Below are 26,846 nucleotides of genomic sequence, written 5' to 3' on the forward strand. Positions count from 1 at the left end.
TTCTAGTGCTTCCCGTCCCCATAGCGCAGCCAGACCGCCTTTTCGCCCAGTTTCGCGACGAAGGCGGCATGGGCCTCGGCCTCGGCCTCGGTGATGCGGGGGGCAAGCGGGCGCGGCCTTTGCCCCCGTGGGGCGGCGCCACCCTCCATCCGCGCCCCGGCGCCCGAGCCGCCGTGCAGAGGCCCGGTCTCCAGCACCAGCCCCGGCTGACGGCCGCCGCGCAGCGCCAGATAGACCTCGGCCAAAAGCTCGCTGTCCAGCAGTGCGCCATGCAGCGTGCGGTCCGAATTGTCGATGCGGAAGCGCCGGCACAGCGCATCAAGCGAGTTCTGCGCGCCGGGAAACTGGCTGCGCGCCAGTTCCAGCGTATCGACCGCCCGGCTGAAGGGCATGACCGGATAGCCGCAAAGCCGCAGCTCGGCGTTCAGGAATTTCATGTCGAAGCCGGCATTGTGGATCACCAGCCGGGTGTCCTCGCCGATGAAGGCAACGAAATCCGCCGCGATCTCGGCGAATTTCGGCTTGTCGCGCAGGAAATCGTCGCCCAGTCCGTGCACCTCGAAGGCCTCCTGCGGCATCGGGCGCTCGGGGTTGATATAGACGTGGAAGGTGCGTCCGGTGGGCAGGTGGTTCATCAGCTCGACCGCGCCGATCTCGACGATGCGGTCGCCGGTATCGGGGTCGAAGCCCGTGGTTTCGGTATCGAGAACGATCTCACGCATGGGGCCGTTCTGCCATGATCCGGGCGCAGATGTCCACGATGGCCGCGCGCGCGCCGTCCAGCGTGTCCGAGGGGATCAGGAAATCCGCCCGCCTGCGCTTTTCCGCATCCGGCATCTGCCGCGACAGGATCATCTGGAAATCCGCCTCGGTCATGCCGGGGCGGGCCAGCACCCGCGCCCGCTGCACCTCGGGCGGGGCCGAGACCACCGCCACCCCGTCCATCTGGCGCTCGGACCCGCCCTCGAACAGCAGCGGGATGTCCAGCACCACGATGGGCGCGTCCTGGTGCGCGGCGATGAAGCCGGCGCGGTCCTCGGCCACCAGCGGATGCACGATGGCCTCCAGCCGGGCAAAGCCCGAGGGGTCGGTGGCCAGCGCCTCGCGCAGCGCGGCGCGGTCGATGCCGCCATCCCGCAGCACGCCGGGAAAGGCGGCGGCCACCGGCGCGACGGCCGCGCCGCCGGGCGCGTAAAGCCGATGCACGGCCGCATCCGCGTCCCAGACCGGATGGCCCAGGTCGCGGAACATCTGCGCGGCGGTGGATTTCCCCATGCCGATGCCGCCGGTCAGGCCCAGCCGGTAGGTCATGCCAGCACGATCCGGCGCAATTCGTCATCGACCTCGGGGCGCTGGCCGAACCAGCGCTCGAAGCCGGGCGTGGCCTGGTGCAAGAGCATGCCCAGCCCGTCCACGATTTCGCAGCCGCGCGCCTGGGCCTCGGTCAGGAAGGGGGTCATCAGCGGCGTATAGACCAGGTCCGTGACCAGCGTGCCCGGCGCCAGCGCGTCCAGCGGCACCCGCAGCGGCGGCTTGCCCTGCATGCCCATCGAGGTGGCGTTGACCACGGTCATCGCGCCTTCCAGCATGTTGCCGGCCTGCGCCCAGTCATAGACCACGACCTTGGCGCCGAACTCGGACCGGATCTGTTCGGCCCGGATGCGGGTGCGGTTGGCGATACGCAGCTCGGGCACCCCGCTTTCCAAGAGCGAGGCGACCACGGCCCGCGCCGCGCCGCCCGCGCCGATCACTGCGGCGGGGCCCAGGCCGGGGATCCAGTCCGGCGCGTGCTGGCGGATATTGGCGATGAAGCCGTAGCCGTCGGTATTGTCGGCATGGATCTTGCCGTCGGCGCGGAAGATCAGCGTGTTCGCCGCCCCGATCAGCGCGGCGCGGTCGGTGACGACATCGGCCAAGGCCAGCACGCTTTCCTTGTGCGGGATGGTGACATTGGCGCCGACGAAACCCATGTGTGGCATGGCGCGCAGCACCTCGGCCAGATGTTCGGGCATCACCGGCAGCGGCACGTAATGCCCGGCGATGCCATAGCGTTTCAGCCAGTGCCCGTGCAGCCGGGGCGAGCGGGAATGGGCAATGGGCCAGCCGATGACCGCGGCAAGGGGCGCGTGCTTGGGGGCGGGCGTACTGTCAACCATGGCAGACCTGCGGTGCTTTCTCAGGGGCATCGCCCCGGCATCGGGATGGATCGAATGTCGCGTCACAACTGCTATCGGGCTGCCCTGGGGTCAAGCCGTATCGCCCTTCGCGACCTGGGCCATGGCAAGAATGCAACCCCCGTGGGCCGGGTTCAGACCACGCTCATCTCGGGCAGGCCGCCCTCGGCCACCAGATCCTCCAGCGTCAGCGACTCGATCAGCAGCAGATAGGACCAGAACACCTGGCCGAACATGCGGCGCAGCCGGCAGGTGGCCTCGTCCGTGCAATCCTCGCAGCGTTGATAGGAGCGGCGCGACAGGCAGGGCAGCGGCGCGATGGGCCCGTCCACCTGGCGCAGCAATTCGCCGATGGAAATCTCGTTGGGCCGCTTGATCAGCACATAGCCGCCCGCCCGGCCGCGGCGCGAGCCGACATAGCCGGCGTTGCGCAGCTCCAGCATGATATGCTCCAGAAAACGCTTGGGCGCGCCGGACCGCTGCGCGATCTCCTCGATCGTCAGGGCATTGCCGCCGGCGGCGACCTCGTCTGCCAGGGCCATCAGCGCCTTGATGGCATATTTCGTCTTCTGCGAGATCATAAAGGGAATCCTTAGTGTTCGCCGTGCCGTCATGCAACGATTTCGGCAAGAAATCGCAGGGCACCGCGCCTTCTGTTCAGGAACCATCGCCAAAACGCCATCGTTTTGTCACATTGACCGCGCATTTCTGCGGGGCAACATCAAGGAGTAGCTCATGCGCATCGCAGTTCTTGGCGGCGACGGGTTCGTCGGCTGGCCGACCGCCCTGCACCTGTCCAACCTGGGCCATGACATTCATATCCTGGACAACCTGTCGCGGCGCTGGATCGACACCGAACTGGGCGTGCAGTCGCTGACGCCGATGGATTCGATCCAGGAACGCTGCCGGATCTGGCACCAGCAGACCGGGCGGCGGATCCATTTCCACCTGCTGAACCTGGCCACGGAATACGAGCGGCTGAAGGCCTGGCTGGCCGAGCATCGCCCCGACGCAGTGATCCATTTCGCCGAGCAGCGTGCCGCGCCCTATTCGATGAAGACCGACCGCCACAAGGTCTATACGGTCAACAACAACATCAACGCGACGCATAACCTGCTGGCGGCGCTGGTGGAAACCGGCATCGACGCGCATCTGGTGCATCTGGGCACCATGGGGGTCTATGGCTATTCCACCATCGGTGCCCCGATCCCCGAGGGCTATCTGGACGTGTCCATCGACACGCCCGCCGGCCCGCGCGCGCAGCAGATCCTGTATCCGACCCGACCCGGCTCGGTCTATCACATGACCAAGAGCCTCGATCAGATCCTGTTCCAGTTCTATGCCCAGAACGACGGGCTGCGCATCACCGACCTGCACCAGGGCATCGTCTGGGGCACCCATACCGACCAGACCCGGCGGCACGAGCAGCTCATCAACCGCTTCGACTACGACGGCGACTATGGCACGGTGCTGAACCGTTTCCTGATCCAGGCCGCCATCGGCTATCCGCTGACCGTGCATGGCACCGGCGGCCAGACCCGCGCCTTCATCCACATCCAGGATTCGGTGCGCTGCATCGCGCTGGCGCTGCAAGACGCGCCGCAATCGGGCGAGCGGGTGCGCATCTTCAACCAGATGACCGAGACGCATCGCGTCCGCGACCTGGCCGAGCTGGTCGCGCGCATGACCGGGGCCGAGGTCGCCTATCTGCCCAATCCGCGGAAAGAGGCCGACGAGAACGAGCTGGTGGTCAGGAACGACCAGTTCCTCGCCCTGGGCCTCAAGCCGATCACCCTGGCCGAGGGGCTTCTGTCCGAGGTGGTGGACGTGGCGCGCAGATATGCCCATCGCATCGACCGCTCGCGCGTGCCCGCCGTTTCGGCCTGGACCCGCGACATCGCCCAGCGGATCGAGCATGATCCCGAAGGCAAGAGGCTGCGTTCGGTATCGTGACCGCGGAAGGCATCCACCCGACAGGCAAGGCGCGGTCCGACCGCGCCTTTGTCACCTTGGCGACCAATCGCGACTATGCGACCGGGGCGGCGGCGCTGTTCCGGTCGCTGCGCCGGACCGGCACGACTGCCGACCTGGTCCTGCTTTACACCGACCTGCCCCCCGACGCGGTCGAGGGGCTGCGGGCGCTGGGCGTGCGCCCGGTGCGGGTGGACCTGCTGCCCACATCGGACGGGTTCAACGCCCTGCACGCCCGCGACCGGCTGCACGGCGCCGCGCCCTTCACCAAGGGCGAAAAGCCGCCCTTCCACACGCCCTTGGACAATTTCGCCAAGCTGCGGCTGTGGCAGCTGGATTACGACCGCGTGGTGTTCATCGACGCCGATGCCATCGTGCTGCAGAATATCGACCGGCTGTTCGACTACCCGGAATTTTCCGCCGCACCGAACGTCTATGAAAGCCTGGCCGATTTCCACCGGCTGAACTCGGGCGTCTTTACCGCCCGGCCCTCGGCGGCGACATTCGAGGTCATGCTGGCCCGGCTGGACCAGCCCGGCCGGTTCTGGCGCCGCACCGACCAGACCTTTCTGGAAAGCCATTTCCCGAACTGGCACGGGCTGCCGGTCTTTGACAACATGCTGCAATATGTCTGGCTGAACCTGCCCCAGCTGTGGCGCTGGCAGGACATCCGCGTGCTGCATTACCAATATGAAAAGCCCTGGCAGGATCACGCCAAGGCCGAGGCCCTGCGCCCGCTGGTCGAACTGTGGCGCGCCCATGCCGGCGACGGGCCGGTGCCCGATCCGCGCGACCTGCCGCCCCCGCCCGGCAGCGCATCCGGTGCGGCATGAGGATCGCGCTGACCGGCGCCTCGGGGCTCGTCGGGCGCTGGATCCACCGCGTCGCGGTGCAGGCGGGACATGAGGTCGCCACCCTGCCCGGCTGGCGCCTGGGCGATATCCCGGACCTGGGCGGCTGCGACGCGCTGGTCCACGCCGCCTTCCAGCACGTCCCCGGCCGCTATCGCGGCGGCGAGGGCGAGGATGCGCAGGGCTTCATCCGCGCCAACCTGGACGGCTCGCTGCTGCTGTTCCGGGCGGCGCGGGACCGGGGCGTCGGGCGGGTGGTCTTCCTGTCCTCGCGCGCTGTCCATGACGGCCATCCCCAGGGCATGGCGCTGCCCGACGGGCTTTCCCCGGCCCCGACCAGCCTTTACGGCCAGGTCAAGGCCGAGGCCGAGGCGGCGCTGGCCGCCATGGCCGCGCCGGATTTCCGGGCCGCCAGCCTGCGCCCGACCGGGGTCTATGGGCCGGGCCTGCCGCAGAAATGGGCCGGGCTGATCGGGGATTTCCTGCGCGGCACCACGCCGCCGCCGCGCGTCGCGACCGAGCTGCATGGCGCCGACCTGGCCCGCGCCGTGTTGCTGGTGCTGGAGGATGCGGCCATGGCCGGCAGCTACAATGCCAGCGACCTGGTGCTGGACCGTCGCGTGTTGCTGGCCGAGGTTTCCCGCCTGACCGGCTGCACGACGCCCCTGCCCGCCCGCGCCGATGCCGCCGCGCTGCGCCGCCCGATCTGCGCGCGGTTGCAGGCGCTGGGCTGGCAGCCGGGCGGCATGGCGCTGCTGCGCCGGGATCTGCCGGCGATCCTGGATGACTTGCAGCCATAGGCAGACCTTCCCCGATCCGGTTCCGCCGGTTGCGGCAGGACGCGCCCTTGCGCAAAAGCGCGGCCTGTCATGGGCGTCCTGTGGTTCCGGTCGGTCTTTGCGGTGATGGCCGGCATCATCCTGGCCTGCCAGGGCGCCATGCCGGCGGGGCTGGGCGGCCCGGCGATACCGGGGCGGCTGGTGCATATGCCCAACCACTATGGGCCCGTGACAGGCCCGTCGCGCCCGGCTAGTCTGGCGCCATGCCCGATTACGACGACCTTGCCGCCCGCATCCGCGCCCTGACCCATGGCGAGACCGACGAGGTCGCGCTGATGGCGACGCTGGCCTGCGAAATCCACCACTCGGACGCGCGTTTCGACTGGACCGGATTCTATCGCGTCACCGCGCCCGAACTGCTGAAGATCGGCCCCTACCAGGGTGGCCACGGCTGCCTGGTGATTCCCTTCTCGCGCGGGGTCTGCGGCGCGGCGGCGCGGACGCGGCAGACCCAGCTGGTGCCGGATGTCGAGGCTTTCCCGGGCCATATCGCCTGTGCCAGCTCGACCCGCTCGGAACTGGTGATCCCGGTGATCGGCAAGGGCGGGCGGCTGATCGGCGTGCTCGACATCGACAGCGACCGGCCCGACGCCTTCACGCAAGAGGATGCAGACCGCTTGCAGGAGATCCTGGATGACACATTCGGACGCGACTGAATTCACCGGCCATTGCCTGTGCGGCGCCATCCGCTTCCGCGGCACCTATGACGCCGGCAACGACCTGAAGGCCTGCCATTGCAGCCAGTGCCGGCGCTGGTCGGGGCATTACTGGGCGGCGATCCTGCCGAAATCGCTGGAAATCCAGGGGCAGCCGAGATGGTATCGCGCCTCGGAGATCGCCCGGCGTGGCTTCTGCCCGGACTGCGGCAGCTCGCTGTTCTGGCAGCGCGACGGGTCCGAGATCATCGACGTGGCGGCCGGCGCCATCGACAGCCCGACCGGGTTGCGCCTGCTGGGCCATATCTTCGTCGCCGACAAGGGCGACTATTACGATATTGCCGACGGGCTGCCGCAGGATCCGCGCGAATAGTTGACGCCGCGTGCCGCCCGGCCTAGGCGGCAGGAAAAGGGGGCGCGCGATGATCTGGGACACGCTGGCGAATTTTCCGTTGCAACAGCTTCTGGCCTTCATGGCCGGAGCCCTGGTGCTGAACCTGGCGCCGGGGCAGGACGTGTTCTTCGCCAGCGCCTGCGGCATCCAGAACGGGCCGCGTGCGGGTGCGCTGGCCGGCTTCGGCGTCGGGCTGGGCGTGATCTGCCATGTGACGATGGCGACGGTCGGCCTGGGCGCGCTGGTCGCCGCCCATCCCGGCGCGCTGGTCGCGATCAAATATGCCGGCGCCGCCTATCTGCTGTTCCTGGCCTGGAAAAGCTGGAACGCGGGCGAGGTCGATCCCCGCGCCCGCGCCGCCAGCCGGCCCTGGAACATCATCCGGCGCGGCGCGCTGTCCAACCTGCTCAATCCCAAGCCGGTGCTGTTTCTGCTGGCCTTCCTGCCGCAATTCACCAAGCCGGAATACGGCCCGGTCTGGCAGCAGATCCTGGGGCTGGGGCTGATGTTCACCCTGTCGGGCACGCTGGTCACCATGGGCTATGGCGTGGTCGGCGGCCTGGCCGGCCAGGTGATCGGCAAGCGGCTGGGCATCGTGAACCGCATCGCGGCGGTGATGTTCGCGGGCCTGGCGCTGCGGCTGGTCTGGAAATGAGCTTTCTCTACCAGCCCACCGACGAACAGCCGCGGGTGATCCATGCCGATCACGAGATCCTGGTGGTCGAGAAGCCGGCCGGCCTGCTTTCGGTCCCCGGCCGGGGCGAGGACCGCGCCGATTGCCTGATCGAGCGGCTGCGGGGCGCCTTTCCGACGATCCTGCTGGTGCATCGGCTGGACATGGATACCTCGGGCGTCATGGTCTTTGCCCTGACGCCGCATGCGCAGCGCCACCTGTCCCGGCAATTCGAGGACCGGCGCACGAAAAAGACCTATGTCGCGCGGCTCTGGGGTCGGCTTGAGCCCAAGACCGGCACGGTGGACCTGCCGCTGATCGTCGACTGGCCGAACCGGCCGCGGCAAAAGGTCGATCACGAACAGGGCCGGCCGGCGCAGACCGATTGGCGGGTGGTCAAGGCCAACGATGCCGAGACGCGGGTGCGGCTGATGCCCGTCACCGGCCGCAGCCATCAGCTGCGCGTGCATATGGCCGAGCTGGGCCACCCGATCCTGGGCGATCCGCTTTATGCGACCGGGGCGGCGGCGGATTTTCCCCGGCTGATGCTGCATGCCGAAAGCCTGCGCTTCAAGCATCCCGAAACCGGGGTCATGCAGGGCTTTACCGCCCCGGCGCCGTTCTGAGCGGTCACGCAGGTTTCATGCCGGAACCCGCCCTCCTCGCGTAAGGTTGCAAAAGAACCAAGCAGGAGGGAGAGATGTTCAGGACCGATATCAGCCGCCGCCAAGCCATGCTCATCGGCGGCGCATTGCCCATGACGCTGGTGCTGCCGGCGCATGCGCAGACCGCCGCCCAGCCCGCGGGCGAGGCGCCCGCCTTTCCGGGCCGTGCCCATACCATCCAGCTGGGCGGTTTCGAGGTGACGACGCTGCTGGGCGGCGGCGGCATGAGCGACAATCCGATCGAGACCTTCGGCCTCAATGCCGACCCGGCCGAGTTCGAAAGCCTCAGCGCCGAGAATTTCATCCCCGCCGACCGCAGCGCCGGTTCGTTCACCCTGACCTTGGTGCGCACGCCCGATGCGCTGGTGCTGTTCGATACCGGCATGGTTCCGGCCAACAACGCCGCCTCGATGGTGCAGGCCGGGCTGACGCCCGAGGATGTGACCCATGTCGTGCTGACCCATATGCACGGCGACCATATCGGCGGGCTGATGGACGGCGAGACCCCGGCCTTTCCCAACGCCCAGCTGATCCTGCCCCGGCCCGAGAACGATTACTGGGCCGCCAATCCCAGCGAGGCCTATACTGCCAAGGTGGTGCCGCTGCTGGAGCAGGCGCAGCAGATCGAGGGGACCGAGGAAATCCTGCCCGGCATCCAGGCCGAGCAGGCGCATGGCCACACGCCCGGCCACACCACCTATCTGCTGGAAAGCGAGGGGCAGCGGCTGCTGATCACCGGCGACAGCTTCAACCACTATGTCTATTCGGTGCAGCGCCCGGCCTGGCATGTGCGCTTCGACGTGGACAAGGAGCAGGGCGCGGCGACCCGGCAGGCGGTGCTGGCCCGGCTGGCCGAAGAGAAGATCCCCTTCATCGGCTATCACATGCCCTTCCCGGCGCTCGGCTTCATCGCCCCGAACGGCGAAGGGTCGTATCGCTTCGTGCCGGCGACCTATCAGTTCGGCTGAGGGCCGAAGCCTGGGGCCGAGAAAATCGTTCACAATTTGTTCCGGCCTGCTAGAGTCGCGCGGGAGTTCCTTGCAGGAGAGGCGCGATGCCGGACCAACAGGCGAAGTTCGAGGCGCTGAAGGCGCTGCACGAGGCGGAGGGCGCCTTCGTCATGCCCAATCCCTGGGATGCGGGCTCGGCCCGGCTGCTGGCCAGCCTGGGGTTCCAGGCGCTGGCGACCACCAGCGCCGGCTATGCCTTTTCCAAGGGCAAGCCGGATTCCATCGCCGGGCTCGGGCGCGAGGAGATCCTGGACAATGCCGCCGAGATCGTCGGCGCGACCGAGCTGCCGGTCTCGGCCGATCTGCAGGATGGTTTCGGCGCAGCGCCGGAAAGCTGCGCCGAAACCATCCGGCTGGCCTGTCGGGTGGGGCTGGTCGGCGGCTCGATTGAGGATGCGACGGGGGATGCCGCCGATCCGATCCACGACCTGTCCCTGGCGGTCGAGCGCATCCGGGCCGCGGCAGGGGCGGCGCAGGGCCTGCCCTTCCTGCTGACCGCGCGGGCCGAGAACTTCCTTTGGGGCCGGCCGGATCTGGATGACACGATCCGGCGGCTGCAAGCCTTTTCCGAAGCCGGGGCGGATGTGCTTTATGCGCCGGGCCTGCCGGACCTGCAGGCGATCCGCACGGTCTGCGCCGCGCTGGACAAGCCCGTCAACGTGGTCATGGGGCTGTCGGGTCCGACCTGGTCGGTGGCCGAGCTGGTGCAGGCCGGGGTGCGGCGGATCAGCGTCGGCGGCTCTTTCGCGCGGGCGGCGCTCGGCGCGCTGATGCGCGCCGCCGAGGAGGTCCGATCCGCCGGCACCTTCACCTATGCCGCCGAGGCCCTGCCCGGCGCAACCGTCGCCCGGATCATGGCGCCCGGCGGCGAGGAGGTTTAGCCCAGGTTGAACACCCGCGAGGGCTGCACCTCTCCGCCCATGTAGCGGCCGATGCACAGCGCCCGGCCGTTGCGGCTGACCCAGACCTCCTCGCCGAATTCGGCATGGCCCAGCACCTGGCCGGGATTGCCGTTCAGGATGCGGGTGGCGCCCATCTCGGTCGCCTGCATCTCGGGCAGGTCGGCCAGCGCCGCCTGCAGGGGCAGCAGCGCCGCCTCGATCTCGGCCTGGTTGGCGCGGTCGATGCGGTCGAAGGCAAAGCCGTCCCCGGCCTCGAACGGCCCCGACCAGATGCGGCGCAGCTGCGCGACATGGCCAAGGCAGCCCAGCTTGCGGCCCAGGTCGCGGGCGATGGCGCGGACATAGCCGCCCTTGCCGCAGACCATGCGCAGCTCGGCGCTGTCCTGCGTCCTGCCCAGCAGTTCCAGCGAGTCCACCCAGAGCGGCCGGGCGGCAAGCTCGACCACCTCGCCCTCGCGCGCGAGGTCATAGGCCCGCGCGCCATCGACGCGCACGGCCGAGACGGCGGGGGGAACCTGCATGATCTCGCCGGTGAACTCCGGCAGCGCGGCGCGGATCGCCGCCTTGTCCGGGCGCGCGTCGCTGGTCTTCACCACCGCGCCCGAAGCGTCGTCGGTGGTGGTTTCGGCGCCCCAGTTCACCGTGAAGTCATAGGCTTTCAGCGCCTCGGCCAGGATCGGCACGGTCTTGGTCGCCTCTCCCAGCGCCACGGCCAGCACGCCGGTCGCGTCCGGGTCCAGCGTCCCGGCATGGCCGGCCTTCTTCGCGTCCAGCGCCCAGCGGACCTTGCTGACCACATCGGTCGAGCCGATGCCCGCCGGCTTGTCCACGATCAGCCAACCGTGGATCTCGCGTCCCTTTTTTCGCGCCATTCTAGTTCTGTCCTACATATCCGATGATCGGCCCCAGCCGCCGCCCGAAATCGGCGCGGCCCAGGCTTGGGGCGTATAGCCGCGAAATCGAGCCGTCGAAATACAGCGCATCCCGCGCCCCCAGCCCGTCGCGGAACAGCCGGCCGAATTCGTGGAACGTCACCGCCCGGTCCGAGATGGCGAACCATGCCGTCTGCCCGTCCGGAGAGACGCCGACGCCGTTCCTGATATAGCGGCTGTCGCTGTCCACCAGGAAACGCGGATGCAGCGCGCCGTCGATCACCAGCATCGGCCCCGATTGCGTGGCGATCCGGCATTCCGGCGCGGCCCTGGCAAAGGCCCGGCTTTCGATCACCTGATAGGGCCGGGCGCCGCCGGTGCAGAACACGCCGTTCGGCAGCATGCCGAAATTGCCGCCGCCGCCGGCCGTCACCAGCTCGTGCTGGCTGACGCCGTCGCTGACGTAAAGCCCGACCGGGGTGAAATCCGGGTGATACATGCCGGCATTCATGGCAAAGCCCAGGACCTCGCCCTCGGCCAGCATGCGGCGCACGGCGGTGAAATCGCCCAAGACCCGGCCGTCCGGGCCGTTCAGCCACAGCCGCAGCCCCGGCTCCTGCCCGGCATCCAGCGTGCAGATCACATAGCCCTGCCCGTCGAAGTCGCGCTTTTCGCAGATCCCGGCCATGGCGGGCAGGGTCATGGCGACCAATGCGCCGATGGCCAGCCCCAGCCGGCGCCTAAGGTCAATCTTCATCGTCTTCCGGATGCGATTCGACGTCGCGGCGCACCCGGTCCTCGGACAAGAGGCGGCGGGTGTCGTCCATGCGGTCGAAGGTCTCGTCGAGGACAAAGCGCAGTTGCGGCGCGTATTTCAGCGTCATCGCCTTGGCGACCAGGTGGCGCAGCTCGCCCGCGTTGCGGCGCAACGCGGCCAGCGCCTCTTCTGCACCCTGCCCGCCCAAGGGCAGCACATAGGCGGTCGCGACCTTGAGGTCGGGCGAGGTCCGCACCTCTCCGACCGTGATCGAATGCCGGTTCAGGTCGGGATCGTGGACATCCCCCCGCAGGAGGACGTCGGAAAGCGTGCGGCGGATCAACTCGCCCACGCGAAGCTGGCGCTGCGAGGGGCCGGTGCCGGAATGAAAGCGGTTCTGTGCCATGCGCGCAGATGTAGGGGGTCGCGGCCCGCGCCGCAACGGGATAGACATGCCGGAAACGGGGGATCGAGCATGGAAAAACCGGGAATCGTCATCACGGGCGCGTCGGGCCGCATGGGGCAGATGCTGGTGCGCACCGTTCTGGGGTCGGATCAGGCCCGCCTTGTCGGCGCCATCGAGCGCGAGGGCAACCCCTGGGTCGGCCGCGACCTGGGCGAGGCGATGGGCGGCGCGGCGCTGGGAATCACCGTCACCGACGATCCGGTCGAGGCCATCGCCAAGGCGCAGGCAGTGATCGACTTTACCGCCCCGGCGGCGACGGTGGCCTTCGCGGAACTGACCGCGCAGGCCCGCGCCGTGCATGTGATCGGCACCACCGGCTTCGAGCCCGCCCATCTGGACAAGCTGAAGGCCGCCGCCCGCCACGCGCCGATCATCCGCGCCGGCAACATGAGCCTGGGCGTCAACCTGCTGGTCGGGCTGACCCGCAAGGTCGCCGCCGCCCTGGGCGAGGACTGGGACATCGAGGTGGTCGAGGCGCATCACAACCGCAAGGTCGATGCGCCCTCGGGCACCGCCCTGATGCTGGGCGAGGCCGCCGCCGCGGGGCGCGGCCACAGCCTGGACGAGTTGCGCACCCCGGCGCGCGAGGGCATCACCGGCGCCCGCGCCCCCGGCTCGATCGGGTTCAGCGCCATCCGCGGCGGCGATATCGTGGGCGAGCATGACGTGATCTTTGCCACGGCGGGCGAGCGGGTGGTGCTGCGCCATGTCGCCACCGACCGGGCGATCTTCGCCCGCGGCGCTCTGCGGGCGGCGCTGTGGGGCCAGGACAAGGGGCCGGGCGAATATGACATGGCGGATGTGCTTGGTCTTTGAGCCTCCAGCGTCTAGGTTCACGCCATGACCCTGCTTGCGACGCTTGACGATGCCGATGCCGACCTGACCGCCTGCCTGGCGCGGGTGATGGCGGCCGTGCTGAAGCCTGGCGACGTGGTGGCGCTTCAGGGGCCGGTCGGCGCCGGCAAGACCCATTTCGCCCGCGCCTTCATCCGCGCCCGCCAGGGCGAGGCGGCCGAAGAGGTGCCCAGCCCCACCTATACCCTGGTCCAGACCTATGCCGACCCCCTGGGGACCGAGATCTGGCACGCCGACCTATACCGTCTGACCCATCCCGAGGAACTGGCCGAGCTTGGCCTCGACGAGGCCATGCGCGAGGCGATCGTGCTGGTCGAATGGCCCGAGCATGGCAATCCGCTGGAGGGGGCGCTGACCGTGGGGCTGGAGCCGCTGGCCGATGCGCCCGAGCTGCGCCGCATCACCCTGGCAGGGTCCGAGCCGCATTGGGGCCTGATGACCCGCCTGCCCGCCATCGCCCGGCTGATCCACCGCGCCGGCTGGGCCGGGGCGCGGCTGGTCCCGCTGGCCGGCGACGCCTCGTCGCGGCGCTATTTCCGGCTGGTCGAGGATGACGGGCGCAGCGCGGTGCTGATGGATGCCTCGCCCGGCGTGACCGCGCCCTATGTCGCCATGACGCAATGGCTGCGGGCGCTGGACCTGCACGCGCCCGAGATCCTGGCCACCGACCAGGCCCAGGGCCTGCTGCTGATCGAGGATCTGGGCGACGACCTGGTGGCCCGCGTGCTGGAACAGCAGCCCGAACTGGCGCCGCGCATCTATGACCGCATGACCGACCTCTTGGTGCGGCTGCACGGCCACGAGCCGCCGGATTTTGTCTTGCGCCTCGACGGGCCGGAACTGGCGCATCAGGTCGGGCTTTTCGCCGAATACTATCCCGCTGCCGCCGGTGCGCCCGGCAAGGGCGCCGAGGTCGCCGCGGTGATCGAGCGGCTGCATGCCGAACTGGCCGCCGACATGCCCCCGGTTCTGGGCCTGCGCGATTTCCATGCCGAGAATGTCGTCTGGCGGGACGAGGCGCCGCTGGGCCTTCTGGATTTCCAGGACGCGGTGGCGGTGCATCCGGCCTATGACCTGGTCTCGGCGTTGCAGGACGCGCGCCGCGACGTCGCGCCCGAGATCGAAGAGGCGCAGATCGCCCGCTACATCGCCGCGACCGGGGTGGACGAGGCGCGGTTTCGCGCCGCCTACGCGCTCTTGGGCGCGCAGCGCAACCTGCGCATCATGGGCATCTTTACCCGGCTGGCGCAGCGCGAGGGCAAGCGGCGCTATCTGGCGATGATGCCGCGCGTCTGGGCGGCGATCCGGCGCGACCTGGCGCATCCGGCGCTGGCGCCGCTGGCCAAGGCGCTGGAAGGCGTCCCCGCTCCCACGCCCGAGGTGATCGAGGGCATCGCCGGATGAGCCTGCCGCTGATGATCTTTGCCGCGGGCAAGGGCACCCGCATGGCGCCGCTGACCGATACGCTGCCGAAACCGCTGATCGCGGTCGGAGGCCGGACGCTGCTGGACCGGGCGCTGGCCCTGGGCCGGCAGGCGGGCGCCGGGCCGGTGGTGCTGAACATCCACCATCTGGGCGGCCAGATCCGCGATCACCTCGCCGGGCAGGGCATTGCCATTTCCGATGAAACCGACCTGCTGCTGGAAACCGGCGGCGGCCTGCGCAAGGCGCTGCCGCTGCTTGGCCCCGGCCCTGTGATCACGATGAACCCGGATGTGGTCTGGACCGGCCCGAACCCGGTCCGCGCCCTGCTGGAAGGCTGGCGCGACGATATGGACGCGCTGCTGATGCTGGTGCCGCTGGAGCGGACCCATGGCCGGCAGGGCGGCGGCGATTTCAGCCTCGGCCCGGCGGGCCGGCTGATCCGCAAGGGCGACCTGGTCTATGGCGGCGTGCAGATCATCCGCCCCGAGCGTCTGGCCGAGATCCCCGAACAGGTGTTCTCGCTCAACCGGCTCTGGGATCTGATGATCGCCGGGGGCCGTGCCTATGGTCTGATCCATCCCGGCGCATGGTGCGATGTCGGCCGCCCCGACTGCATCCCGCTGGCCGAGGCGCTGCTCGATGCCTGACTGGCAGAGCGGTGTCTTCGCCCTGCCCTGCGGCGCCGACTTTCCCGGCGCCTTCGCCGACGGGCTGATCCGGCGCATGGCCCACCGCCCGCCGCAGGACATGGCGCGGGTCACGGTCTATGCCAATTCCGGCCAGTCGCTGATGGCGCTGCGCCAGGCCTTTGTCCGGCGCGGGCCGCTGCTTTTGCCGCAATTGCGGCTGATCGCCGACCTGGGCGGCGGCGCGGCCACGGCGCCGCTGGCGCGCCGGCTGGAGCTGGGCCGGCTGATCGACGCCGCGCTGCGCGCCGATCCCGACCTGGCGCAGGGGCAATCGGTGCCGGAACTCGCAGCCTCGCTGGCGGCGCTGATGGCCGAGATGCAGCTGGAGGGGCTGGACGCGCAGGCGCTGGACCGCATCGACGCCAGCGAACATGCCCAGCATTGGGGCCGTGCGCTGGCCTTCCTGAAGATCGCCGCCGGCTATTACCTGTCCGACCCGCCGCAGGACCGCGAATCGCGCCAGCGCGCCGCGGCCGAGGCGTTGGCCGCGGCCTGGGCACGGGGCGAGGATCTGCCGCAAGGCCCGGTGGTCGTCGCCGGCTCGACCGGCTCGCATGGCGCGACGCGGGACTTCATGCGCGCCGTCGCCCGGCTGCCGATGGGCGCGGTGGTGCTGCCCGGCTTCGATGCCGACCTGCCGCAAGCCGTCTGGGACGGGCTCGACGCGCTGTCCGAAGATCACCCGCAGGCGCGCTATGCGCCGCTGCTGGCCGAGTTCGGCGCGCCGGCGGAATGGCTGCCCGGAACGGCGCCCGACCCGGCGCGCAACCGGCTGATCTCGCTGGCGCTGCGTCCGGCACCCGTCACCGACCAATGGATCGAGGAAGGCCCGCGCCTTGGCCCGCTGGTCCCCGCGACCGAACGCCTGACCCTGATCGAGGCCGAGCAGCCGGGGCAGGAGGCCGAGGCCGTGGCGCTGGTCATCCGCGAGGCGCTGGAGCGCGGCCAGCCGGTGACGCTGATCGCCGCCGACCGGATGCTGACCCGCCGCGTGCAATCGGCGCTGGACCGCTGGGGCATCATCCCCGACGATTCCGCCGGCCAGCCCTTGCCGCTGACCGCGCCCGGCCTGTTTTTGCGCCATGTCGCCGACCTTTTCGGGGCCGAGATGATGCTGGACGCGCTCTTGGTGCTGCTCAAGCATCCGGTTACCGCCACCGGCCTTGGCCCCGATTACCGGCGCGAACACAACCGCCATAGCCGCGACCTGGAGCTGCACCTGCGCCGCAACGGACCGGCCTTTCCCGACGGCGCGGCGCTGCGGGAATGGGCGGATCGTGGCGACGCCTCCAGCAAGCCCTGGGCGCTGTGGCTGGCCGGGCTGCTCGACCGCATCGTGCCGCTGGCGCAGGACCGCGCGCCGCGGCCCTTGGCGGATCGGCTGCGCGAGTTGCGCGCCCTGGCCGAGGATCTGGCCGCCGGTCCGGGCGGCGATGCCGATGCCTCGGAGCTTTGGGCCAAGAGCTCGGGCGGGCTGGCGCGGTTGGTGCTGGACCACTTGGCCACCCATGCGCATCTGGGCCACGACCTGCGGCCGGGCGAGTTCTGCGACCTGCTTTACGACGAATTGCAGGGCCAGGCCGTGCGTCAGGACGTGGCTGCGCATCCGCTGGTCCGCTTCCGCGGCCCGCGCGAGGCGCGCACCGAGGCGGTGGGCGAGGATGCCGGGCTGGTGATCCTGTCGGGCCTGAACGAGGGCGGCTGGCCGCAGGCGCTGCCGCCCGATCCGTGGCTGTCGCGGCCGATGCGGCTGGCCGCCGGGCTGACCCTGCCCGAGCGCCGGGTGGGCCTGGCCGCGCATGACTTCCAGCAGGCCGTGGCGGCGGCGCAGGTGGTGCTGACCCGCGCCCGCCGCGATGCCGAGGCCGAGACCATCCCCTCGCGCTGGCTGAACCGGCTGGTGAACCTGCTGGGCGGATTGCCCGATCAGCAGGGGCCGCAGGCGCTGGCGGCGATGCGGGATCGCGGCCGGCGCTGGCTGGACCTGGCCGAATTGCAGGCCCGGCCGCGCATGCGGCTGGCGCCGGCGCCGCGGCCCTCGCCCCTCCCGCCGCCGCCCGCCCTGCGCGAGTTGTCGGTGACCGAGGTCAGGACGCTGATCCGCGACCCCTATGCCGTCTATGCCCGCCGGGTGCTGGGCCTGCGGGCGCTGGACCCCTTGCGCCCCGAACCCGACGCGGCCGAGCGCGGCAATGTCCTGCATCACATCATGGACCGCTTCCTGCGCGGCCTGCCCGATCTGGCCGAGACGCCGCCGGTCATGAAGGCGCGGCTGCTGGCGATTACCGACGCGGTGCTGGAAGCCGAGGTGCCCTGGCCTTCGGCCCGGCTGTTCTGGCGGGCGCGGATCGCCGGCATCGCCGACCGGCTGATGGCGGACGAGGCCGAAAGGCTGGCGCACGGCCGGCCCGTCCTGGTCGAGGAATATGGCGAGCAGGCCGTCCCCGGCCTGGATTTCCGCCTGATCGCCCGGCCCGACCGGCTGGACCTGCTGCATGATGGCCGGGTGCATGTCTATGACTACAAGTCCGGCAAGCCGCCGACCGACAAGCAGATCGCGCATTTCGACAAGCAATTGCCGCTGGAGGCCGCGATGGTCCGGCACGGCGCCTTCAAGGCGCTGGGACCGGCCGAGGTCGAGGGCATCAGCTATATCCAGCTGGGCGGCGAGGGGAAAACCGAAAGCCGCGAGTTCAGCCCCGGCTTCGCCGAGGAAAGCTGGGCCGGCTTCGTCACCCTGATCCGCCGCTATCTGGACGGCGAGCGCGGCTTTACCGCCCGGCTGGCCATGGAACGCAGCGACCATGCCAGCGATTACGACCACCTGTCGCGGCATGGCGAATGGGACACGACCGAGGTCGCGGCCCCGCAGAGGTTCGGCGATGATGGATGAGGCGACGCTGGCGCAGGTGCGGGCGGCGGACCCGCATCGCTCGACCTGGCTGACGGCCAATGCCGGTTCGGGCAAGACGCGGGTGCTGACCGACCGGGTGGCGCGGCTGCTCTTGGCCGGGACCGCGCCCGAGCGCATCCTGTGCCTGACCTATACCAAGGCCGCGGCGACCGAGATGCAGAACCGCCTGCTGGCGCGGCTGGGCCAATGGGCCATGCTGCCCGAGGCGGAACTGCGCGCCGAACTGGCGCGGCTGGGCGAGGCGGGCGCCCCCGACCTGCCCGCCGCGCGCCGGCTGTTTGCCCGCGCCATCGAGACGCCGGGCGGCCTCAAGGTCCAGACCATCCACAGCTTCTGCGCCGGCGTCCTGCGCCGCTTCCCGATCGAGGCCGGGGTGCCGCATGGCTTCACCGAGCTCGACGACCGCAGCGCGGCGCTGATCCGGGCCGAGATCATCGAGGACATGGCCCGCGAGCGCGCGCCCGAGCTGGAGGATCTGCTGGCGCTGCATTCCGGCGAAAGACTCGACGCTTTCCTCGCCGGTCTGCGCGGGTTCGAGGCCCCCGCCGACCGGGATGCGCTCTGGACCGCCTGCGGGCTGGCGCCGGGCGAGGACATGCAGGCGCTGCTGGCGGAATGCTTTGCCGACGGGGCCACGGTCATTGCCGCGCTGATCCCGCATCTGCTGAAAAGCGGCGCGAACGACCAGAAGGCGGCGGCGAAGCTGGCGCCCGGCAACTGGGCGCAGCCGGGCATGGCGGAACTGGCGATCCTGGAATCCGTGCTGCTGACCGGGGCAGGCGCCAAGGCGCCGTTCACCGCGAAATACGACAGCTTCCCGACCAGGGCGCTGCGCAGCGGCCCCTGCGCGGAACTGATCGATGACCTGGCGATCCTGATGGAGCGGGTCGAATCCGCCCGCCCGCGCCGCATCGCGCTGGCCCATGCCGAGCGCACGCTGGCGCTGCATCGTTTCGGCCATGCCTTCCTGACCCGCTACCGGGCGCAGAAGGCCGCGCATGGCCATCTGGATTTCGACGACCTGATCGACCGCACCGCGCGGCTCTTGTCGGAAAGCAGCATGGCGCAATGGGTGCTGTTCCGGCTGGACGGCGGCATCGACCATATCCTGGTCGATGAGGCGCAGGACACCAGCCCGGCGCAATGGCAGGTGATCGAGCGGCTGACCGACGAGTTCACCTCGGGGCAAGGGGCGCGCGACCAGACGCGCAGCCTGTTCGTGGTGGGCGACCCGAAACAGTCGATCTATTCCTTCCAGGGTGCCGATATCGCGGTGTTCGAGGCCCGCCGCACCGGCTTTGCCCAGGCCTTCGAGGCGGTGCAGAATCCCATGCAGGTGCTGGAGCTGCGGCATTCCTTCCGCAGCTCGACCGCGATCCTGTCGCTGGTCGATCAGGTCTTTGCCGGCGATGCGGCGCGCGGCCTGGGCGATCCGCCGCAGCACCGCGCCTTTCGCACCGCGATGCCGGGCCGGGTGGACCTGTGGCCGGCGATCCCGAAGCCCGAAAAGCCCGAGCCGGGCGACTGGACCGATCCGGTGGACCAGCCGGCCGAAAATTCGGAAACCGTGCAACTGGCCCGCGCCGTCGCCGACGCCATCGGCAAGATGCTGGGCCAGCCGATCCATGACCCCAAGACCGGCGCGGTGCGCCGCATCCGCGCCGGCGACGTGCTGATCCTGGTGCAGCGCCGCTCGGACCTGTTCGCCGAGATCATCGCGGCGCTGAAATCGGCGAACCTGCCCGTCGCCGGCGCCGACCGGCTGAAGCTGGCCGGAGAGATGGCGGTGCAGGATATCCGCGCCCTCTTGTCGGTGCTGGCCACGCCCGAGGACGACCTGTCGCTGGCCGCCTGCCTGCGCTCGCCGCTGTTCGGCCTGACCGAGGAGGAGCTTTACCGCCTCGCCGCCGGGCGCAAACGCGGCGAATACCTGTGGCGGCGGCTGCGTGAATCGCCGCATCGCCAGGCGGTCGAGCTGCTGGCCGACCTGATGGGCCAGACCGGCTTCATGCGCCCCTATGACCTGATCCAGCGCCTGCTGATCCGCCACGGCGGGCGCGAGCGGCTGATCGCCCGGCTGGGCCCCGAGGCGCAGGACGGCATCGACGAACTCTTGTCGCAGGCGCTGGCCTATGAAAGCTCGGAGACGCCCTCGCTGACCGGCTTCCTGGTCTGGCTGACCGGCGACGATGTCGAGGTGCGCCGCCAGCCCGGCTCGGCCGGCGATGGCGAGGGGCTGATCCGGGTGATGACCGTGCACGGCTCGAAGGGCCTGGAAAGTCCCATCGTGATCATGCCCGACGCGGCCAAGCGCAAACCCCCGCGCGAGGCGCCCGTGCTGCCCGGCCCGGACGGGCTGTCCCTGTGGCGCGGCCGCAAGGGCGAACGGCCTGATCCGGTCGAGGAACTGGCCGCGCTCCAGACCGAGCGGCAGCTGCAGGAACGCAAGCGGCTGCTCTATGTCGGGCTGACCCGCGCCGAAAGCTGGCTGATCGTCGCCGCGGCGGGCGAGACCGGCGCGGCCGAGGACAGCTGGCACGCCATGGTCGAGGCCGGCATGGGCCGTGCCGACCTGGCCGAGACACGCCTGCCCGCGCCCTGGGGCGGCGAGATCCGGCGGCTGTCCTTTGGCGACTGGCCCGAGGACGCGCCGCGGCCGGTGCTGTCGCAAAGGCCCGCGCTGGCCGAGCCGGACTGGCTGCGCGCCCCGCCGCCGCCCGCCCCCGCAAAGGTCCGGCCCGTTGCCGCGACGGCGCTGGGCGGGGCCAAGGTGATCGGTGCGCCCGGCGAGGGCGATGCGGCGGCGGCGATGCTGTTCGGCACCCGCCTGCATCTGCTGCTGGAGCATCTGCCGGGCCGCGATCCGGCCGGTTGGCCCGCCCTGGCCCGCGACGTTCTGGCCGATGCCGAGGGCGGCCTGCCCGGCCCCGAGGATCTGGCGGCGCTGCTGGCCGAGGCGCGCGCGGTGATCGAGGCGCCGGACCTGGCGCAGGTCTTCGCGCTGTCCGACGCGGCCGAGCTGCTGTCCGAGGTGGCGCTGGCCGCGCCGCTGCCGGGCATCGGCACCCTGACCGGCGCGGTGGACCGGCTGGTGGTGGAACCGGGCCGCATCCTGGCGGTGGACTACAAGTCGAACCGCGAAGTGCCGGATGCGCCCGAGGCGGTGCCGCTGGGCATCCTGCGCCAGATGGCCGCCTATCGCACGGCGCTGCGGCTGATCTGGCCGGGGCGGCGGGTCGAGGTCGCGGTGCTCTGGACCGCCTCGCGCAGCCTGATGGCGCTGCCCGACGCCTTGCTGGATCGGGTGATGGCGGGCCTTGACCACAACCGCCCCGGTGCCTAGCTGTTGACGGATACGCCCTGCCGGCCCGGCCGGCACATTGCAGGAGAGCCCGATGGCCAATACCCAAGCCGTTTCCGACGCCGAGTTCGACAGCGAAGTCCGCCAGTCCCCGACCCCGGTCGTGGTCGACTTCTGGGCCGAATGGTGCGGTCCCTGCCGCCAGATCGGCCCCTCGCTGGAGGAACTCGCCGCCGAATACGAGGGCCGCGTCAAGATCGTGAAGGTCAATGTGGACGAGAACCCGGAAAGCCCCGCCGCGCTTGGCGTCCGCGGCATCCCGGCGCTGTTCCTGTTCAAGGACGGCCAGGTCGTGTCGAACAAGATCGGCGCCGCCCCCAAGGCCGCGCTGAAGGCCTGGATCGACGAATCCATCTGATCCCTAAGTGCCGGGGGCGGCGCCGATCGGCCAGCCGCCCCGGCGCATCGCCGCCAGGATCCGCGCCTCGGCATCGGGCAGCGTGGCGTTGATGGCGTTCTGCTGAAGAAACCAGAACAGGTAGCGGTCGAAATCCGGCGCATGGCTTTCGGCGCGCGCCAGGGCTTGTGCTGCGCCCAGCTCGGCGACGTTCAGGCCGATATGGTGAAAGTCGATCTGCCCGAACAGCACCGCCGGCTTGCCCAGCAGGTAGCCGTCGAAGGCCACCGCGCTGTTCTGCGTGGCGACGAAGGCGCAGTCGCGCAGCAGCTGCGCGGTGTCGCCGCCGATCCGCAGGTTCGGGTGGCGCGCCGCCAGTTCGGCCAGCGCCGCGCGGTCGGCCTCGTCATAGCTTTCCCTGGGATGCAGCGTGGCGACAGTGGGCCGGCCGGTGGCGGCGATGGCCTTCAGCATCTCGACCGGGCTCATGGTCTGGAACGAGCGGCAGCGGCGGATATGGCCTTGCAGCGGCACCAGGATCGTGTCGCCGCGCCGGGGCGGCGGACCGGGCAGGACGCGGGCGCGCAGCCGCTCGGCAAAGGCGCGGGCCGGTTCGGGATCGACCGCCGCGGGGTCGTAGCGTCTCTGTGCCACGGCAAAGCGCCAGCGCTGCGGCACCGGCTCGATCTGCCAGAACGGATAGTGATAGGCGCGGCGAAAGGTCAGGGCGCGCGCATGCGTCGGCGCCTCCATGTGAAACAGCGCATAGCCGTCCCGCAGGGGCGCGGCCATGCGGGCCAAGGTGCCGGTCTGGTGCCATTCGACGCGCCAGCCCCTGGCCTCGACCGCCCGGCGCAGCACGGTCAGGAAATTGAAGCTGCCCGCGCGCGCGGTTTCCAGCATCGAGCCTTCCAGGTAGACGCGCAGGACGGGGGCATGGGTCATGGCCGGCACGCTAGCGGCTGGGACGGCGCGGCGGAAGGGGCGGGTTGCGAAAGCCGCACCCGGCCCATATCTGACGCGACAGGCGAGAGATCGGAGAGAGGCATGTCCGAAGACAAATTTCCCGGCTGGCACGGCACCACCATCCTGGCGGTTCGGCGCGGCGGCCGCGTGGTCGTCGCCGGGGACGGCCAGGTCAGCGTCGGCCAGACGGTGATGAAGGGCACGGCGCGCAAGGTGCGCCGGCTGAGCCCCGGCGGGCATGACGTGGTGGTGGGCTTTGCCGGCTCGACCGCCGATGCCTTCACCCTGCTGGAACGACTGGAGAAGAAGCTGGAGGCGGCGCCCGGCCAGTTGGCGCGGGCCTGCGTCGATCTGGCCAAGGACTGGCGCATGGACAAGTATCTGCGCAACCTGGAGGCCATGCTGATCGTGACCGACGGGCGCGAGATCTTCGTCGTCACCGGCGCCGGCGACGTGCTGGAGCCCGAGCATGACGTGGCCGCCATCGGCTCGGGCGGCAATTTCGCCCTGGCCGCCGCGCGCGGGCTGATGGAGAGCGACCTGGACGCCGAGGCGGTGGCGCGCAAGGCCATGGCGATCGCGGCGGATATCTGCGTCTACACCAACGGCAATCTGACCGTCGAGATTCTGGGGTAAAGGGGGCTCTGCCCCCCGCCCTTGCAGGGCGTCCCCCGGGAGTATTTGGAAAACGGAGAAAGCCGGGATGGCGTGCGTTCCGTCGCGGTTTGCGGTCCTTGCCGGCGGCTTGGTTGAAACACCGGCGAGCCGGCTTTAAGTGATGCCGGAATGAGACAGGAGCCCCGAATGTCCGACCTGACCCCGCGCGAAATCGTGTCCGAACTGGATCGCTTCATCATCGGGCAAAGGGATGCCAAGCGCGCCGTGGCCGTGGCCTTGCGCAACCGCTGGCGGCGCCGGCAGCTGGGCGACGACCTGCGCGACGAGGTCTATCCCAAGAACATCCTGATGATCGGCCCCACCGGCGTCGGCAAGACCGAGATCAGCCGGCGCCTGGCCAGGCTGGCCCGCGCGCCCTTCCTGAAGGTCGAGGCCACCAAGTTCACCGAGGTCGGCTATGTCGGCCGCGACGTCGAGCAGATCATCCGCGACCTGGCCGATGCCGCCGTCATCGAGACCCGCGAGCGCATGCGCGAGGAGGTCAAGGCGCGGGCGCATAAATCGGCCGAGGACCGCGTGGTCGCCGCCCTGGCCGGCGAGGGCGCGCGCGAGCAGACCCGCGAGATGTTCCGCGACAAGCTCAAGCGCGGCGAGCTGGACGACACGGTGATCGAGCTGGAGGTGCAGGACAATTCCAACCCCTTCGGCATGATGGAGATCCCCGGCCAGCCGGGGGCCATGGGCGGCATGATGGACCTGTCGGGGCTGATGAAGGCCTTTGGCGGCCGCCGGGTGCGGCGCAAGGTGACGGTGGCGGAAAGCTATGAGCTGCTGATCGCCGAGGAGGCCGACAAGCTTCTGGACGACGAGGCCGTCAAGGCTGCCGCGCTGGAGGCGGTGCAGGAAAACGGCATCGTCTTCATCGACGAGATCGACAAGGTGGCCGCGCGGACCGACGCCCGCGGCGGCGATGTCTCGCGCGAGGGGGTGCAGCGCGACCTCTTGCCGCTGATCGAGGGCACCACGGTTTCCACGAAATACGGGCCGGTCAGGACCGATCATATCCTGTTCATCGCCTCGGGCGCGTTCCACATCGCCAAGCCATCGGACCTCTTGCCGGAATTGCAGGGCCGGCTGCCGATCCGGGTCGAACTGCGCGCGCTGACCGAAGAGGACTTCGTCCGCATCCTGACCGAGACAGACAACGCCCTGACCCGGCAATATACCGCGCTGATGGCGACCGAGGGGGTGATGGTCCAGTTCACCGAGGACGGCATCCGGGCCTTGGCGCGCATCGCGGCCGAGGTGAACGGCTCGGTCGAGAATATCGGCGCGCGGCGGCTTTACACGGTGATGGAACGGGTGTTCGAGGAGCTGTCCTTCAGCGCGCCGGACCGTTCTGGCGAGACGGTGGTGGTGGACGGGGCCTTTGTCGAGAAGCACCTGGGCGACCTGGCGCGCTCGACCGACCTGTCGCGCTATGTGCTGTAGGGAACCCCGCCGCCTTCCCGCCGTTGTGGAATGACGCAACGGCGGGGGACGCGCATGAACTATCTTTTCGGCATCATCATCTTCGTGCTGGATGTCTGGGCCATCGCCTCGATCATCAACACCAACGAGACCATGACCACCAAGCTGATCTGGATCGCGCTGGTGGCGATCCTGCCGATCCTGGGCTTCATCATCTGGTGGTTCGCGGGGCCCAAGGCGAATTACGGCTGAGGGCTTTTCCCGCGCCTGCCGCGGTGGCATTGTCGCCCGCAAGACGAAGGGGCGGGGGACATGCCGGGGCGGATCCTTGTTTCGCTGTTGCTGCTGCTGGCGGCCTGCGCGCCGCGGGGCGAGATCACCATCGCCCGCGAGGCGGCGCGGCTTGGCCATGTCGAGCGCATCTATATCGCCACCAACCGCACCCCCGCGGGCAGCCGGCAGGAGGGGGTGAGCTTCGGCCGCGTCGATGTCTCGGTCCCGCCCGAGCGGCGGCCCGGCACCATCACCTATCCCCGCCAGGGCGCGGCACCCGATCCGCAGCGGGATTTCCTGGTCTCGGACTATGCCCGCTTCGCCCGGCCCGAGGATTTCCAGGCCGAGCTGCGCCGCGCCATTGCCGCCCGCCCGCCGGGCGACCGTGACGTGGTGCTGTTCGTGCATGGCTATAACAACACCTTCGCCGAGGGCTTGTATCGCTTTGCCCAGATCGAGCGCGACCTGCGCCTGCCCGGCGTGCCGCTGCATTTCTCGTGGCCGTCGCGCGGGCAGCCGCTGGCCTATGCCGCGGATCGCGACAGCGTGCTCTATTCCCGCGACGGGCTGGCGCGCAGCATCGAGATCGCCGCGCAGGCGGGGGGCGGCAGGGCGATCCTGGTCGCGCATTCCATGGGCGCGCTGCTGCTGATGGAAAGCCTGCGCCAGATGGCCATCGCCGGCGAGCGCCGCACCCTGGACCGGATCGGCGCGGTGGTGCTGCTGTCGCCCGACATCGACGTGGGCGTGTTTCGCACCCAGGTCCGGGCCATCGGCAGGCTGCCGCAGCCCTTCGTCATCTTCACATCGGGGCGGGACCGGGCGCTGAACCTGTCGGCGCTGATCTCGGCCGAGCCGGTGCGGCTGGGCAGCCTGACCGATGCCGGGCCGGTGGCGGACCTGCCGGTGATGCTGGTCGATGTCGGCGCCTTCTCGACCGGGGACGGGCATTTCAACGTGGCGACCTCGCCGGCGCTCTTGCGCATCCTGTCGCAGGCGCAGGAGCTGAACAGCGTGTTTTCCTCGGATGTGGGCGGCGGGGTCGGGCCGCTAACCCGCGCGGCCCTGCATGCCGAGCGGGCGGCGCAGATCGTGATCTCGCCGGCCTTCTAGCGGCGCAGGTAGACGTAATAGGCGCCCTCGCCGCCATGGCGGCGATGTGCGGGGCGGACCTGCAGCACCACGGCGTTCAGGGGCGGCATGTGCAGCCAATGCGGCACGTTGTGGCGCAGCGCGCCGGACCGCACCGGCAGCGGCGCGTCGGGCCCGCCCTCGCGTCCCTTGCCGGTGATGACCAGCACCAGCCGCCGCCCCTCGGCCTTGGCTTGCAGGATGAAGCGGGTCAGCACCGGCTGGGCCACGGCCAGGGTCATGCCGTGCAGGTCGATGCGCGCCTCGGGCGCCAGCTTGCCGCGCGTCATCTGGCGATGCGTCTTGTGGTCCATGCGCAGGGGCTGGGCATGCAGCGCCTCGCGCGGGGGCGGAGACAGGTCCAGGCGGGTCGAGCCCGAGCCGGGCTGCCCGCCGATGCGCAGCCCGGCCAAGGGCAGGGGCGCGGCCTGCGGCATGGCGGGCGGCTTTTTCAGCGGCTGGGGCGCAGGCGCGGGCTCGGCCTGCTTGCGGGCCGGGTGCATCGGCACCGCGGTCGCGGCGACGCGGGACCACAGGGCCTTGTCCTCGGCCGAGAGTCCCCGCCGCCGTGCCATGG

The 26,846-nt window shown here is 70.1% G+C and carries 28 protein-coding genes; 19 read left to right on the plus strand and 9 right to left on the minus strand.

Going from position 1 to position 26,846, the window contains the following annotated elements; translation table 11 throughout:
* Nucleotides 1–2 precede the first annotated feature (2 nt).
* From dnaQ to ESD82_RS21430, 4 genes are all read right to left on the minus strand, one after another.
* Nucleotides 3–722: a DNA polymerase III subunit epsilon gene (gene dnaQ, locus ESD82_RS21415; protein WP_147427435.1), complete on the minus strand. Its 720-nt coding sequence runs from the start codon at nucleotides 720–722 to the stop codon at nucleotides 3–5.
* The gene (gene coaE, locus ESD82_RS21420) at nucleotides 715–1,311 is read right to left on the minus strand and encodes a dephospho-CoA kinase (RefSeq protein WP_024842803.1); all 597 of its coding nucleotides are present in this window, start codon (nucleotides 1,309–1,311) and stop codon (nucleotides 715–717) included. Before coaE ends, dnaQ begins: the two co-directional genes overlap by 8 nt.
* Nucleotides 1,308–2,156 carry a shikimate dehydrogenase gene (locus ESD82_RS21425; RefSeq protein ID WP_024842802.1) on the minus strand — a complete coding sequence of 283 codons (849 nt, stop codon included), beginning with the start codon at nucleotides 2,154–2,156 and terminating at the stop codon, nucleotides 1,308–1,310. The genes coaE and ESD82_RS21425 overlap by 4 nt, the downstream gene beginning before the upstream one ends.
* 152 nt (nucleotides 2,157–2,308) lie before the next feature.
* On the minus strand, nucleotides 2,309–2,755 hold the full coding sequence (locus ESD82_RS21430) for an RrF2 family transcriptional regulator (RefSeq protein ID WP_024842801.1): 447 nt from the start codon (nucleotides 2,753–2,755) through the stop codon (nucleotides 2,309–2,311).
* A gap of 154 nt (nucleotides 2,756–2,909) precedes the next feature.
* On the opposite strand from ESD82_RS21430, the gene ESD82_RS21435 reads away from it, so the two are divergent.
* From ESD82_RS21435 to ESD82_RS21475, 9 genes are all read left to right on the plus strand, one after another.
* Complete coding sequence (locus ESD82_RS21435; protein ID WP_024842800.1) at nucleotides 2,910–4,127, plus strand: NAD-dependent epimerase/dehydratase family protein; 1,218 nt, start codon at nucleotides 2,910–2,912, stop codon at nucleotides 4,125–4,127.
* Nucleotides 4,124–4,978, plus strand: a complete 855-nt coding sequence (locus ESD82_RS21440) for a glycosyltransferase (protein ID WP_147427434.1) — start codon at nucleotides 4,124–4,126, stop codon at nucleotides 4,976–4,978. The genes ESD82_RS21435 and ESD82_RS21440 overlap by 4 nt, the downstream gene beginning before the upstream one ends.
* Nucleotides 4,975–5,796 carry an NAD-dependent epimerase/dehydratase family protein gene (locus ESD82_RS21445; protein ID WP_147427433.1) on the plus strand — a complete coding sequence of 274 codons (822 nt, stop codon included), beginning with the start codon at nucleotides 4,975–4,977 and terminating at the stop codon, nucleotides 5,794–5,796. The genes ESD82_RS21440 and ESD82_RS21445 overlap by 4 nt, the downstream gene beginning before the upstream one ends.
* Nucleotides 5,797–6,038: 242 nt before the next feature.
* A complete protein-coding gene (locus ESD82_RS21450) occupies nucleotides 6,039–6,491 on the plus strand; it encodes a GAF domain-containing protein (RefSeq protein ID WP_024842797.1) in 453 nt (150 codons plus the stop codon).
* Nucleotides 6,469–6,864 carry a GFA family protein gene (locus ESD82_RS21455; RefSeq protein ID WP_024842796.1) on the plus strand — a complete coding sequence of 132 codons (396 nt, stop codon included), beginning with the start codon at nucleotides 6,469–6,471 and terminating at the stop codon, nucleotides 6,862–6,864. The genes ESD82_RS21450 and ESD82_RS21455 overlap by 23 nt, the downstream gene beginning before the upstream one ends.
* 49 nt (nucleotides 6,865–6,913) lie before the next feature.
* Nucleotides 6,914–7,540: a LysE family translocator gene (locus tag ESD82_RS21460; protein ID WP_024842795.1), complete on the plus strand. Its 627-nt coding sequence runs from the start codon at nucleotides 6,914–6,916 to the stop codon at nucleotides 7,538–7,540.
* Nucleotides 7,537–8,184 (plus strand): RluA family pseudouridine synthase, encoded by a 648-nt coding sequence (locus tag ESD82_RS21465; RefSeq protein ID WP_147427432.1) that lies wholly within the window; start codon nucleotides 7,537–7,539, stop codon nucleotides 8,182–8,184. The genes ESD82_RS21460 and ESD82_RS21465 overlap by 4 nt, the downstream gene beginning before the upstream one ends.
* A gap of 74 nt (nucleotides 8,185–8,258) precedes the next feature.
* Nucleotides 8,259–9,191 carry an MBL fold metallo-hydrolase gene (locus tag ESD82_RS21470; RefSeq protein ID WP_147427431.1) on the plus strand — a complete coding sequence of 311 codons (933 nt, stop codon included), beginning with the start codon at nucleotides 8,259–8,261 and terminating at the stop codon, nucleotides 9,189–9,191.
* A gap of 86 nt (nucleotides 9,192–9,277) precedes the next feature.
* Nucleotides 9,278–10,114: an isocitrate lyase/PEP mutase family protein gene (locus ESD82_RS21475; protein WP_024842792.1), complete on the plus strand. Its 837-nt coding sequence runs from the start codon at nucleotides 9,278–9,280 to the stop codon at nucleotides 10,112–10,114.
* Here ESD82_RS21475 and truB read toward each other — a convergent pair.
* From truB to rbfA, 3 genes are read right to left on the minus strand one after another with little or no spacing between them, the layout of a single operon-like run.
* Nucleotides 10,111–11,007 carry a tRNA pseudouridine(55) synthase TruB gene (gene truB / locus ESD82_RS21480; RefSeq protein WP_147427430.1) on the minus strand — a complete coding sequence of 299 codons (897 nt, stop codon included), beginning with the start codon at nucleotides 11,005–11,007 and terminating at the stop codon, nucleotides 10,111–10,113. The two genes, ESD82_RS21475 and truB, sit on opposite strands and share 4 nt — an antisense overlap.
* A gap of 1 nt (nucleotide 11,008) precedes the next feature.
* The gene (locus tag ESD82_RS21485; RefSeq protein WP_147427429.1) at nucleotides 11,009–11,764 is read right to left on the minus strand and encodes a phosphodiester glycosidase family protein; all 756 of its coding nucleotides are present in this window, start codon (nucleotides 11,762–11,764) and stop codon (nucleotides 11,009–11,011) included.
* Complete coding sequence (gene rbfA / locus ESD82_RS21490) at nucleotides 11,754–12,170, minus strand: 30S ribosome-binding factor RbfA (protein WP_024842789.1); 417 nt, start codon at nucleotides 12,168–12,170, stop codon at nucleotides 11,754–11,756. Before rbfA ends, ESD82_RS21485 begins: the two co-directional genes overlap by 11 nt.
* Before the next feature lie 69 nt (nucleotides 12,171–12,239).
* On the opposite strand from rbfA, the gene dapB reads away from it, so the two are divergent.
* Genes dapB through trxA form a run of 6 tightly spaced genes read left to right on the plus strand, consistent with a single transcriptional unit; the run spans nucleotide 12,240 to nucleotide 21,832 of the window.
* Nucleotides 12,240–13,046, plus strand: coding sequence for a 4-hydroxy-tetrahydrodipicolinate reductase (gene dapB / locus ESD82_RS21495; protein ID WP_147427428.1), 807 nt, complete (start codon nucleotides 12,240–12,242; stop codon nucleotides 13,044–13,046).
* Between the two features lie 24 nt (nucleotides 13,047–13,070).
* The gene (gene tsaE / locus ESD82_RS21500; RefSeq protein ID WP_147427427.1) at nucleotides 13,071–14,489 is read left to right on the plus strand and encodes a tRNA (adenosine(37)-N6)-threonylcarbamoyltransferase complex ATPase subunit type 1 TsaE; all 1,419 of its coding nucleotides are present in this window, start codon (nucleotides 13,071–13,073) and stop codon (nucleotides 14,487–14,489) included.
* On the plus strand, nucleotides 14,486–15,157 hold the full coding sequence (locus ESD82_RS21505) for a nucleotidyltransferase family protein (RefSeq protein ID WP_147427426.1): 672 nt from the start codon (nucleotides 14,486–14,488) through the stop codon (nucleotides 15,155–15,157). Before tsaE ends, ESD82_RS21505 begins: the two co-directional genes overlap by 4 nt.
* Nucleotides 15,150–18,092: a double-strand break repair protein AddB gene (gene addB, locus ESD82_RS21510; RefSeq protein ID WP_147427425.1), complete on the plus strand. Its 2,943-nt coding sequence runs from the start codon at nucleotides 15,150–15,152 to the stop codon at nucleotides 18,090–18,092. Before ESD82_RS21505 ends, addB begins: the two co-directional genes overlap by 8 nt.
* Entirely contained in the window at nucleotides 18,082–21,456 is a 3,375-nt protein-coding gene (gene addA / locus ESD82_RS21515) for a double-strand break repair helicase AddA (RefSeq protein WP_147427424.1), read from the plus strand. Before addB ends, addA begins: the two co-directional genes overlap by 11 nt.
* A gap of 52 nt (nucleotides 21,457–21,508) precedes the next feature.
* Nucleotides 21,509–21,832, plus strand: coding sequence for a thioredoxin (gene trxA / locus ESD82_RS21520; RefSeq protein WP_011749068.1), 324 nt, complete (start codon nucleotides 21,509–21,511; stop codon nucleotides 21,830–21,832).
* Between the two features lie 3 nt (nucleotides 21,833–21,835).
* Here trxA and ESD82_RS21525 read toward each other — a convergent pair whose 3' ends face one another.
* Nucleotides 21,836–22,756: a hypothetical protein gene (locus ESD82_RS21525; RefSeq protein ID WP_147427423.1), complete on the minus strand. Its 921-nt coding sequence runs from the start codon at nucleotides 22,754–22,756 to the stop codon at nucleotides 21,836–21,838.
* Nucleotides 22,757–22,858: 102 nt separating this feature from the next.
* On the opposite strand from ESD82_RS21525, the gene hslV reads away from it, so the two are divergent.
* The 4 genes from hslV to ESD82_RS21545 all read left to right on the plus strand — a co-directional run bounded on the left by hslV (nucleotide 22,859) and on the right by ESD82_RS21545 (nucleotide 26,251).
* A complete protein-coding gene (hslV, locus tag ESD82_RS21530) occupies nucleotides 22,859–23,413 on the plus strand; it encodes an ATP-dependent protease subunit HslV (protein WP_024842782.1) in 555 nt (184 codons plus the stop codon).
* Nucleotides 23,414–23,581: 168 nt separating this feature from the next.
* Entirely contained in the window at nucleotides 23,582–24,886 is a 1,305-nt protein-coding gene (gene hslU, locus ESD82_RS21535; protein ID WP_147427422.1) for an ATP-dependent protease ATPase subunit HslU, read from the plus strand.
* Between the two features lie 54 nt (nucleotides 24,887–24,940).
* Entirely contained in the window at nucleotides 24,941–25,117 is a 177-nt protein-coding gene (locus tag ESD82_RS21540; RefSeq protein ID WP_074990552.1) for a PLD nuclease N-terminal domain-containing protein, read from the plus strand.
* A 60-nt stretch (nucleotides 25,118–25,177) separates the two neighbouring features.
* Nucleotides 25,178–26,251, plus strand: a complete 1,074-nt coding sequence (locus ESD82_RS21545; protein ID WP_147427421.1) for an alpha/beta hydrolase — start codon at nucleotides 25,178–25,180, stop codon at nucleotides 26,249–26,251.
* On the opposite strand, the gene ESD82_RS21550 is transcribed toward ESD82_RS21545, so the two are convergent.
* Nucleotides 26,248–26,844 carry a Smr/MutS family protein gene (locus tag ESD82_RS21550; RefSeq protein ID WP_024842779.1) on the minus strand — a complete coding sequence of 199 codons (597 nt, stop codon included), beginning with the start codon at nucleotides 26,842–26,844 and terminating at the stop codon, nucleotides 26,248–26,250. The two genes, ESD82_RS21545 and ESD82_RS21550, sit on opposite strands and share 4 nt — an antisense overlap.
* Nucleotides 26,845–26,846: the final 2 nt, after the last annotated feature.

The sequence above is a fragment of the Paracoccus pantotrophus genome (assembly GCF_008824185.1).
Lineage (GTDB): Bacteria > Pseudomonadota > Alphaproteobacteria > Rhodobacterales > Rhodobacteraceae > Paracoccus > Paracoccus pantotrophus.